The following is a 9,350-nucleotide window of genomic DNA, read 5'->3' on the forward strand; positions in this document are numbered from 1 at the left end:
AGAAAGATCTGTGAATGGTGGGTCATGATGGACTTGAACCATCGACCAATGGATTAAAAGTCCACTGCTCTACCAACTGAGCTAATGACCCGCTCATAGATGCATTACGCAAAAAATAGAAAGTTCTTTGAATGGTGGGTCATGATGGACTTGAACCATCGACCAATGGATTAAAAGTCCACTGCTCTACCAACTGAGCTAATGACCCGCTCAAAGAGAAGGCTTAGAAGTGGTGGGTCATGATGGACTTGAACCATCGACCAATGGATTAAAAGTCCACTGCTCTACCAACTGAGCTAATGACCCGCTCTAAGCAAGTGCATTTCGAATGGTGGGTCATGATGGACTTGAACCATCGACCAATGGATTAAAAGTCCACTGCTCTACCAACTGAGCTAATGACCCGCTCAATTCCCAAAGGGAAGTACTCGAATTGCAAAATCTGAATGGTGGGTCATGATGGACTTGAACCATCGACCAATGGATTAAAAGTCCACTGCTCTACCAACTGAGCTAATGACCCAATCAGATTTTTGCGCAGCGTTTTTGCCTTTCGTAACAAGCGGCTGCGGGCGCTTATAATACTTATTTAAAAAATGAGTGCAACCTAAAATTACAGTTTTTTTAAGTTTTATTACTCAGTTGGCTAATTTTATACCAACATCTTAAGATTAGCCTAATAAGTGATTATGTTTTCACTTTTCATTTACAAAAAATGAATCTGGCGAGCCTTAATTAAGACTCGCTAGTTTTTCAACCGCTAGTTTTGCTGGGGTTGAATCTGGGTATTGTGCAACCAAATCATTTAAGATTTTTTTCGCACGTGCTGTTTCGCCTTCTTTAATGTAGGTCGTTGCCAGCTTTAACATTGCATCTGAGCGCTTATTTGAATCTGGAAACCCATTTACTAAGCTCTCAAAGTGCGAAAGTGCGCCTTTACTATCATTTTTAATCGTCAACAATTGCCCCAACCAATAATGCGCATTTGGTACATATACTGATTCTGGGTAATTCTCTAAGAACGATTTAAATTCTGGGATAGCCGCATCATAGCGCTTATCTTGCATAATTAACTGCACAGCACGGTCATAAGCATCATTTTCATTTAAATTGCTGCTCATTGTACCTGCGGTGCTATTTGTTAGGGTGTCATTAACAGGTGTTGTCGTTGTGAAACTGCTTGAAACTCGCGTTTCAATTTCTTGGTATAACTCACGTTGACGCTGTAACACTTTTTCTAACTGGTAGCCCTGCTCTTCAGTAATACCGCGCAACTGGCTCACTTCTTCTTGCAGAGATTCTAATTGCTGTTGCAGCTGTAAAAACTGCACATTTCTGTTTGCAACCATGCGTTCTAAAGTTTGTAAGCGAGTTTCAAATGCCGTAGACGACATACTTGAGCTTGCACCTACCTCAGAAACAGGAGCGGGAGCAGCCAATAACTGACTGCTCCCGCTAAGTAACATGGTTGCCAAAATAACTTTCGGCTTAATCATATTAACTTCTATATTAGTATACTAAAACTGCGCGGCGGTTTTTCGCGAAAGCATCTTCAGTACGCGTCTTAACCATCGGCTTTTCTTCACCGTAGCTAACGACTGAGATTTGGCTTTCAGCAACACCTAGGCTTTGTAGGTATTTAGCAACTGCTTGACCACGACGCTCACCTAGTGCGATGTTGTACTCAGGTGTACCGCGCTCATCAGCGTGACCTTCAACAAGTACTTTTACACTTGGGTTCTTAACTAAGAAATCAGCGTGTGCTTGAAGTAACTCAACATAATCACTACGTACTGTTGATTTGTCAAAGTCGAAGTATACGATTTGCTCTTGGCGAAGTGCTTCGTATTTTTCAGCAAGAATTTCTTCTGGCGTTTTTTCTTTTACAACAGTCTCAACTTGTACTGTTTCTTCTTGGCCTTGGTTGCTTTGGTTCGCAGATGTATCTTCTTCAACTGTTGAAGACGAGCTACACGCAGCTAACGTCATTACAGGCACTGCAATGAGTAGGCTTTTTAGTAGTTTGTTAAGTTGCATTGAGTTGATTCCTTTTTTAAAAGTCTAACCTGTAATCTTTACAAAAATGGCGACCATGCAGGTGCCTTAACTTCACCTTCCGCAACAGGAAGACGAGCTTTAAACCGTCCATCCATTGATACCAATGCGAGGACCTGTTTATTATTATGTAACGTACTATAGATAATCATTGAGCCATTTGGCGCAATGCTTGGCGATTCATCTAAGCGAGTACGTGTCAGTACGCTAAAGTCACCTGATTTTAAGTCTCTTTTAGCAATATGGTATCGACCTAATGTGCGGTTTACCATAACTAAGTTATTACCATCAGGCGTAATCGAACCCGCTAGATTCATATCACCATCAAAAGTAAGTCTTCTTTTCTTACCAGTTGCTAAATTTACGCTATAAATCTGAGCATTACCAGCCCTTTCAGATGTAAATATGATTTCTTTACCATTTGGATGCCAGCTTGGCTCAGTATCAATACTTCTATGTCTGGTAATGCGGCGAATTTTCCGAGTTTTCAAGTCTAAAACATAGATTTCGGTTGCACCATTTTTGTCTTTTGATAGTACCATCGCAAGCTGAGTACCATCAGGTGAAAACTTAGGAGCCCCATTAATCCCCTTATAAGTAGTTAAGCGCTCACGCTTACCAGTATAAATATCTTGAATGTAAATTTGGCTTTGACGGTTCTCGAAAGTAACATACGCTAATTTAGTACCATCTGGTGACCATGTTGGCGACATAAGAGGTTCTTTTGAGCGTAATAATGTTTGCTCGTTATAACCATCATAATCAGCAATCACTAACTGATATGGGCGCTCTTCATTTTCACGTACAATTACATAGGCAATTTTAGTTAAAAACGCACCACGCTCACCCGTTAATGCTTCGTACACCACATCACTTATACGGTGACCATATCGACGGAAGCTGTCGCTCCCAATTACCGTTTGACGTGCATCTAGAATATGGTCTTCAGAGTTTACTAACCGCCCTTGACTTAAAATTTTAGTATCACCGCCGGTGATTTGACCCCGAATCACATCGATAAGTTGATAACTCACTAAGTAGCGCGCACCTATTTGCTCAGTAATGGTACCCACCAAAATTGCCTCAACACCTTCAGACACCCACGCACTGTAATCTACTTCAGTATCATTGCTTGGGCGCTGTGGCATGTTCATTGCTGCAACAGGGTTAAAACGGCCACTACGACGTAAATCTGCAATAATAACATCGGTAATTTCATTTGGTGCTTCACCTGTACCGTTATATTTAAATGGCACGATCCCAATCGGGCGCGCTGAATCCACACCTTCGGTAATTACAATTTCAAGAGCGGCATTCGCTGCTGCACTAACAAAAAGTACTGCGGCAAAAACCCATTTTTGCAATGCGCTAATCATGTTATCCCTTAAATATCTGGTTGAATGGTTAAATTAATATTTTTTAGCTGTTCAAACACAGCTTTATCTTTAGAAACAGGCAGTGTATCTGCACGCCTTACAGCCCGTATTGTGGCGTCACAAACTTGTTTATCTCCACTTAGCGCTTCCACTTGGGTAACAAAGCCATTAAATGCAAGACGCAAATTCAAACGACACTCTTTACCTTTCATTTTGTCGTCTAATAATAAGTTTTGCTGGATTTTCGCCGTAATCAGTGCCGTGTATTTTTCCACTTCAGAGAGCACTTGTGCTTGTTTTGCACGACTACGTGCCGCAGCTTCAGCAGCCAATTGCTCCTGCATCATTTTTTCAGCGAGTGCTTTTTGATGTGCTGCTTCTGCATCAGCTTTGCGTTTTGCTTCCGCTTTTTTCAGTTTCTCTTCTTCAGCTTTGCGTTTTTTTGCTAATTCTTCAGCTTTCTTTTTCGCATCAGCGGCTTTCTTCTGCTCAGCTTGTTGCTTTTTCTTCGCTTCACGCGCAGCAGCTTCTGCCTTTTTCTTTTCTTTTTCTTTGCGAATACGTTCTTTTTCTAATTTAGCGATACGCCTAGCTTCTTCTTCACGTTTCTTTTTCGCATTGGCAGCACGGCGCTCTAAATCACGAATACGTTTAGCTTCAGCTGCTTTTTTGTCCGCTTCTTGCTTTTTAAGCTCATTGATACGTTTTTCAACTGCTTTAGTATCAACGGATACCGCCTCAACAGCTTTTTGCTCTGGTTTATTTGGTGCATTGAGTGTTACTTCCATCACTTGCGGCTTTGACGGTTTTAGTAACCCACCAATAACAAAAGCCACAATAATGGCAAGGTGCAGCAATGCAGATTTGATAAGAGCCGATTTAAGGTCGTTCTTCATAATTACTGCTCAAATGACTCCGTCATTAATCCAACCGACGGTACGCCCGCTCTTTTAAGAAAGTCCATTAGCAGCAGTACTTCTTGGTAAGTTACCTTACCGTCTCCTTTTAACATCACCGGCGTTTTAGGGTCTTTATCTAAAGCAAGTTTAACTTGTGCTGCAATATCAACCGCTTCCATCGGTGCTTCAGGATCAATACCAATGCTTGCATAATAATTCCCATCGGCATCAATCGATACCACAATTGGTGGAGCTTCTGTCGCTTCGACAAGTTCAGACTCTTCCATTTTAGGTAAATCGACTTTTACGCCATGGGTAATTACCGCGGCAGTTGCCATGAAAATAATAAGCAATACCAACATGACATCAATGTATGGAACAACGTTGATTTCGGCGACGGGGCGACGTTTCTTACGTTGATACATTATTTCGCATCCACATTTGCCACAGCTTGACGGTGAAGAATATTAGAAAATTCTTCCATAAAATTACCGTAAGATGATTCTACTTTTTCAACTGTGTGAGAAAAACGGTTAAATGCAATAACAGCAGGAATAGCGGCAAATAAGCCCATTGCGGTTGCAATAAGTGCTTCAGCAATACCAGGCGCTACCATTTGTAAGGTGGCTTGCTTTACTGAGCCAAGTGCAATAAAGGCGGTCATAATACCCCATACTGTACCGAATAGGCCGATATATGGACTGATTGAGCCAACTGTCGCTAAAAACGACAAACTTGATTCTAATTTTTCTATTTCTCTTGAGAGCGTTACTCGCATCGCACGGTGTGTGCCCTCTAAAATTGAACCTGGCGACGCATGATTATTTTTGGCAAGTCGCGCGTACTCTTTAAAACCTGCTGTAAACATAGCTTCAAGACCATCAACTTCATTACGTGCAGAAAGCTCCGCGTAAAGCTTACTTAAATCAACACCCGACCAAAATTTATCTTCAAATTTTTTAGCATTTGTTTTTGCTGCAGTGAGCGCCTTACGACGTTGAATGATCATAGCCCATGAAAAAATAGACATTAATACTAATGTCAGCATCACCAGTTGCACCACAAAACTAGCTTTAAGTATTAAGTCAAAAATTGAGATTTCGGTGGCCACTGCTCACTCCTGAAATTGTTGATAGTCAAGGGTTAGTTCGCTTGATGCTTTGAAAGTTCCCTCATAGCATTAGATTTAGTTTAACCATACTAATACATGCATACAATGGCTATGCCATAAGAATTGCATTAACTGAACAAAAAAAACACAAAGATTCAATTCCCCCTACTAAATGATGACTTTTTACTAAATGAAACTTAAATAAATCCAGCGTTTATTCAATTTCAGTGCATAAATAGGCAAAACTTACAAATAGGGGTATCACTAAAACAATAAAACTTATAGAGCAATTATCAGGCAATTTAATTTTTTTGTTTAAATACAATGCTATATAAGTTTACAAAAAATTAACTGGTGATTATCCGCACAACATTAACTTTCTTGATATTAGTTTTTTTAATCTGAAAAAATAATTTTTCTAGTTTGATGAAAATTTCATTCATGCGTAATATACATCCTGTAAACACGTGGACACGCACCCAATTGGTGCCAACCCTAGTTTCATATACACAGTGATTACTGATTTGTCATTGTGTAGCATTGTTATAATGCGTTCCCAGGATTACTTCCTTCAACTTGTTGTTTGCCCGCTCCCTAGCGGGCTTTTTTTTGCCAAAAATTTACCGAAACTTGTTTCTGTTTATTAAAAATAACAAAAAAGGCCGCAAAGCGGCCTTTTGTAAATAACTAGTGTTACACATCTTTTATTGGAAAACCAAAATGTTTATAAGCAAACTCTTGGGCTATTCGACCACGCGGGGTGCGTTGAATAAAGCCTTGTTGTATTAAGTATGGCTCAATGACATCTTCAATTGTCTCACGCTCTTCACCGATTGCAGCTGCTATATTATCAAGGCCTACAGGACCCCCCATAAACTTCTCGATTAGACAGAGTAAATATTTTCTGTCCATATAATCAAAGCCACTTTTATCAACATCAACCATATCAAGTGCTCTGCCAGCGACTTCGGCGGTTACGACACCATCCGCTTTAACTTCGGCATAATCACGTACTCGGCGTAATAACCGATTTGCAATGCGCGGAGTACCGCGTGCACGGCGAGCAACTTCAATTGCCCCTTCTTCTTCCATTTCTAGGGATAAGAAATCTGCTGAGCGCATTACAATATTTGACAAATCTTCAACTGAGTAAAACTCTAATCTCTGCACAATACCAAAACGATCTCTAAGCGGGGATGTCAGTGAACCGGCACGTGTTGTCGCCCCTACTAAAGTAAACGGGGGCAAATCTAACTTAATTGAACGCGCAGCTGGCCCTTCACCAATCATAATATCGAGTTGGTAATCCTCCATTGCAGGATAGAGAATTTCCTCAACATGTGGGCTTAAACGGTGTATTTCATCTATAAATAACACATCGTTCTCTTCTAAATTGGTCAGCATTGCTGCTAAATCACCTGCTTTTTCAAGCACTGGGCCTGATGTCGTTCTGATATTGACATCAAGTTCGTTAGCAACAATATTGGCGAGTGTGGTTTTTCCTAAACCCGGCGGGCCAAAAATAAGCAAATGGTCAAGCGCCTCTTCTCGAGAGCGCGCGGCTTCAATAAAAATTTCCATCTGCTCTTTAACATGAGGCTGACCACGATAATCTGAAAGCAATTTAGGACGTATGGCTCTATCGATGACATCTTCATTGCCTTTCTTATCGGGTTCAATCAATCTATCCGCTTCAATCATTTTACATCATTGCCTTAAGTGCTTCTTTGATGAGCACTTCACTGGTATGCCCTTGGCCATTAATTGCTTTAACGGCTTTTTCAGCTTGGTTCGCTTTATAACCAAGCGCCATTAATGCAGCGATTGCATCATCCTGTGCATTGCCTTTCACTGCTGGGTCTTCCTGAATCTCTAAAATGGCACCATCTGTATATGGTGTAAACAGATCCATTCCCCAGTCTTTTAAACGATCTTTCATTTCCAGCACTAAACGTTCTGCCGTTTTTTTGCCAACGCCCGGTAATTTAACCAAACTCGTTGCATCTTCATTGTGCACACACGCAACGAACTGCTCAGCCGACATACCCGAAAGAATTGCTAACCCTAATTTTGGTCCAACACCATTTGCTTTTAATAATTCACGAAATAACGCGCGCTCAGATTTATTATTAAAGCCAAATAGTAATTGTGCATCTTCTCTCACGACAAAGTGAGTATAAATAACCGCCTCTTCACCCTCTTTTGGTAACTTATAAAAGCACGTCATCGGCATATTCACTTCATAGCCCACACCACTTACTTCTAATAGAATTTCTGGTGGCTGTTTTTCAATTAAGATACCGCGTAATCGCCCTATCATCGTCTTAATCGTCCTCTTACTGTTTTACTTGCTTGGCCTGAGAGCTTTATTAAATGTTGCTGCGAATGACCATGACAAATTGCAATTGCTAATGCATCCGCGGCATCGGCTTGCGGTGTTCCAGGTAATTTTAAAAAACTTTTTACCATGTGCTGCACTTGAGACTTATCTGCTCCACCAGTTCCTACCACAGCTTGTTTAACTTGCCTTGCGGAATATTCGAATACATCCAATGATTGCAATGAAGCTGCAACCATTGCAGCACCGCGTGCTTGACCAAGCTTAAGTGCTGAATCGGGGTTTCTGGCCATAAATACTTGTTCAATAGCAAAACTATCAGGTTGGTATTGCTCAATCAGTTGCGTTACACCTTGGAAAATAATTTTTAGGCGTTCAGCCATGGGTTTTTCACCCATTTTAATACAGCCACTGCCCAAGTACTCAAACTTCATGCCTTGTTGTTTGATTAAACCATAGCCCGTAAAACGGGATCCTGGGTCGATACCAAGTATAATTGCCAATTCGCGCCTGCAAGGTTCTTTTTATAATTGCCTTATAATGACCAATAACTGTATGGATTACCAGTGCTAAATGGTAAATTCCACTTATCTGTTCATTTAATGACTGATTGCAACGAGTTGTTATAAGCTTTTCGCCAAAGCCATTCTACTGGGCCAACACTAAAAAGTTTCAAATAGATGCCCGCTAAAGCCAGCTGAACTAACGAAAACAATATGCACAAATACAAATAATCAATGCGTGTTGCTTCATTGACAAAATCAATATTGCTATATCTGAAAAAGATTGCAAACACTATGGATTGCAGCAGATAAAGTGAAAATGCCATGCGTCCTACGGGAGCAAACAAAGCTTTAAGAACTGACACTTTCTTAACTAATTTAATAATGATATGGACATATAAAAGCGCACAAAATAATGCAGATAAAGTCGCTAGCGCCATATTAAGCTCTGCAAGCGCCGGCCAATTTACTCGAATGACTGCGTCAGCAGTTGAAATAACCAATGTGACCACTACCACACTCGTTAATTGGAATTGAGATAAGCCATTGTTGAAAAAGTCTGAGCGATACAAATAAACACCGAATAACACAATCCCAGCGGTGACCCAAACAAAGCAAACCAGGCTAAAAACCAACATAATGACAGTAAAAATGATTTGTTGAATTAGTTGATTACCGTATCCTGATTGCCACTCGTCAAGTATTGCAAGATACTCTTCACTACCACGATAGATTGGCTCGCTTGGGATGAGTGAGAGTAGTATTAACACTACAAACCCAATTGCAAAATACGTTTTCGCTTTTTTTAGAATGATCGCTTGGTGATTGCCTAACTCTTTATAAACCAAAAAACCTGCTAAAGCGTAATTTATTAAAATGTCACCAGAAAAGATAAATACACTATGTACAACACCAAAAATCAGTAGCCATTTCAAACGTGCATTCAGTAGTGGTAATGCTTTATTTTGTCCGTGTTTATCGTACAAAATCGCAAGCCCCACACCAAATAACACACAGAACAAAGTGCGAAATCGCCCATCAATGAAAAAAGCATTAATTACTTCAATG

Annotated in this window: 10 protein-coding genes and 5 tRNA genes; all 15 read right to left on the minus strand. The window is 40.4% G+C overall.

The genetic code is table 11. The features are described 5' to 3' along the window. Positions 1-15 precede the first annotated feature (15 nt). Positions 16-91 (minus strand) — tRNA-Lys (locus ABYD77_RS15595). A gap of 41 nt (positions 92-132) precedes the next feature. Beyond that, positions 133-208: transfer RNA gene (locus tag ABYD77_RS15600), tRNA-Lys, on the minus strand. A 22-nt stretch (positions 209-230) separates the two neighbouring features. Further along, positions 231-306: transfer RNA gene (locus tag ABYD77_RS15605), tRNA-Lys, on the minus strand. 23 nt (positions 307-329) lie between these two features. Continuing rightward, a tRNA-Lys gene (locus ABYD77_RS15610) sits at positions 330-405 on the minus strand. Positions 406-447: 42 nt separating this feature from the next. Next, a tRNA-Lys gene (locus ABYD77_RS15615) sits at positions 448-523 on the minus strand. 208 nt (positions 524-731) lie between these two features. Beyond that, entirely contained in the window at positions 732-1,493 is a 762-nt protein-coding gene (gene ybgF, locus ABYD77_RS15620; RefSeq protein WP_372771052.1) for a tol-pal system protein YbgF, read from the minus strand. A 16-nt stretch (positions 1,494-1,509) separates the two neighbouring features. Next, positions 1,510-2,037, minus strand: a complete 528-nt coding sequence (gene pal, locus ABYD77_RS15625; RefSeq protein ID WP_274763611.1) for a peptidoglycan-associated lipoprotein Pal — start codon at positions 2,035-2,037, stop codon at positions 1,510-1,512. A 38-nt stretch (positions 2,038-2,075) separates the two neighbouring features. Beyond that, positions 2,076-3,431, minus strand: coding sequence for a Tol-Pal system beta propeller repeat protein TolB (gene tolB / locus ABYD77_RS15630; RefSeq protein ID WP_372771045.1), 1,356 nt, complete (start codon positions 3,429-3,431; stop codon positions 2,076-2,078). Positions 3,432-3,439: 8 nt separating this feature from the next. Further along, the gene (tolA, locus tag ABYD77_RS15635) at positions 3,440-4,327 is read right to left on the minus strand and encodes a cell envelope integrity protein TolA (protein ID WP_372771046.1); all 888 of its coding nucleotides are present in this window, start codon (positions 4,325-4,327) and stop codon (positions 3,440-3,442) included. Between the two features lie 2 nt (positions 4,328-4,329). Continuing rightward, complete coding sequence (gene tolR / locus ABYD77_RS15640) at positions 4,330-4,755, minus strand: protein TolR (RefSeq protein ID WP_274763614.1); 426 nt, start codon at positions 4,753-4,755, stop codon at positions 4,330-4,332. Then, complete coding sequence (gene tolQ, locus ABYD77_RS15645) at positions 4,755-5,441, minus strand: protein TolQ (RefSeq protein WP_372771047.1); 687 nt, start codon at positions 5,439-5,441, stop codon at positions 4,755-4,757. The genes tolR and tolQ overlap by 1 nt, the downstream gene beginning before the upstream one ends. A gap of 693 nt (positions 5,442-6,134) precedes the next feature. Beyond that, entirely contained in the window at positions 6,135-7,142 is a 1,008-nt protein-coding gene (gene ruvB, locus ABYD77_RS15650; RefSeq protein ID WP_372771048.1) for a Holliday junction branch migration DNA helicase RuvB, read from the minus strand. 1 nt (position 7,143) lies between these two features. Continuing rightward, positions 7,144-7,761, minus strand: a complete 618-nt coding sequence (ruvA, locus tag ABYD77_RS15655; RefSeq protein WP_372771049.1) for a Holliday junction branch migration protein RuvA — start codon at positions 7,759-7,761, stop codon at positions 7,144-7,146. Further along, positions 7,758-8,282, minus strand: coding sequence for a crossover junction endodeoxyribonuclease RuvC (gene ruvC, locus ABYD77_RS15660; protein ID WP_372771050.1), 525 nt, complete (start codon positions 8,280-8,282; stop codon positions 7,758-7,760). Before ruvC ends, ruvA begins: the two co-directional genes overlap by 4 nt. Positions 8,283-8,374: 92 nt before the next feature. Further along, the coding region (locus ABYD77_RS15665; protein WP_372771051.1) for a DUF418 domain-containing protein at positions 8,375-9,350 on the minus strand (976 nt) is incomplete at its 5' end.

It is taken from the genome of Pseudoalteromonas sp., from assembly GCF_041629635.1.
Taxonomy (GTDB): domain Bacteria; phylum Pseudomonadota; class Gammaproteobacteria; order Enterobacterales; family Alteromonadaceae; genus Pseudoalteromonas.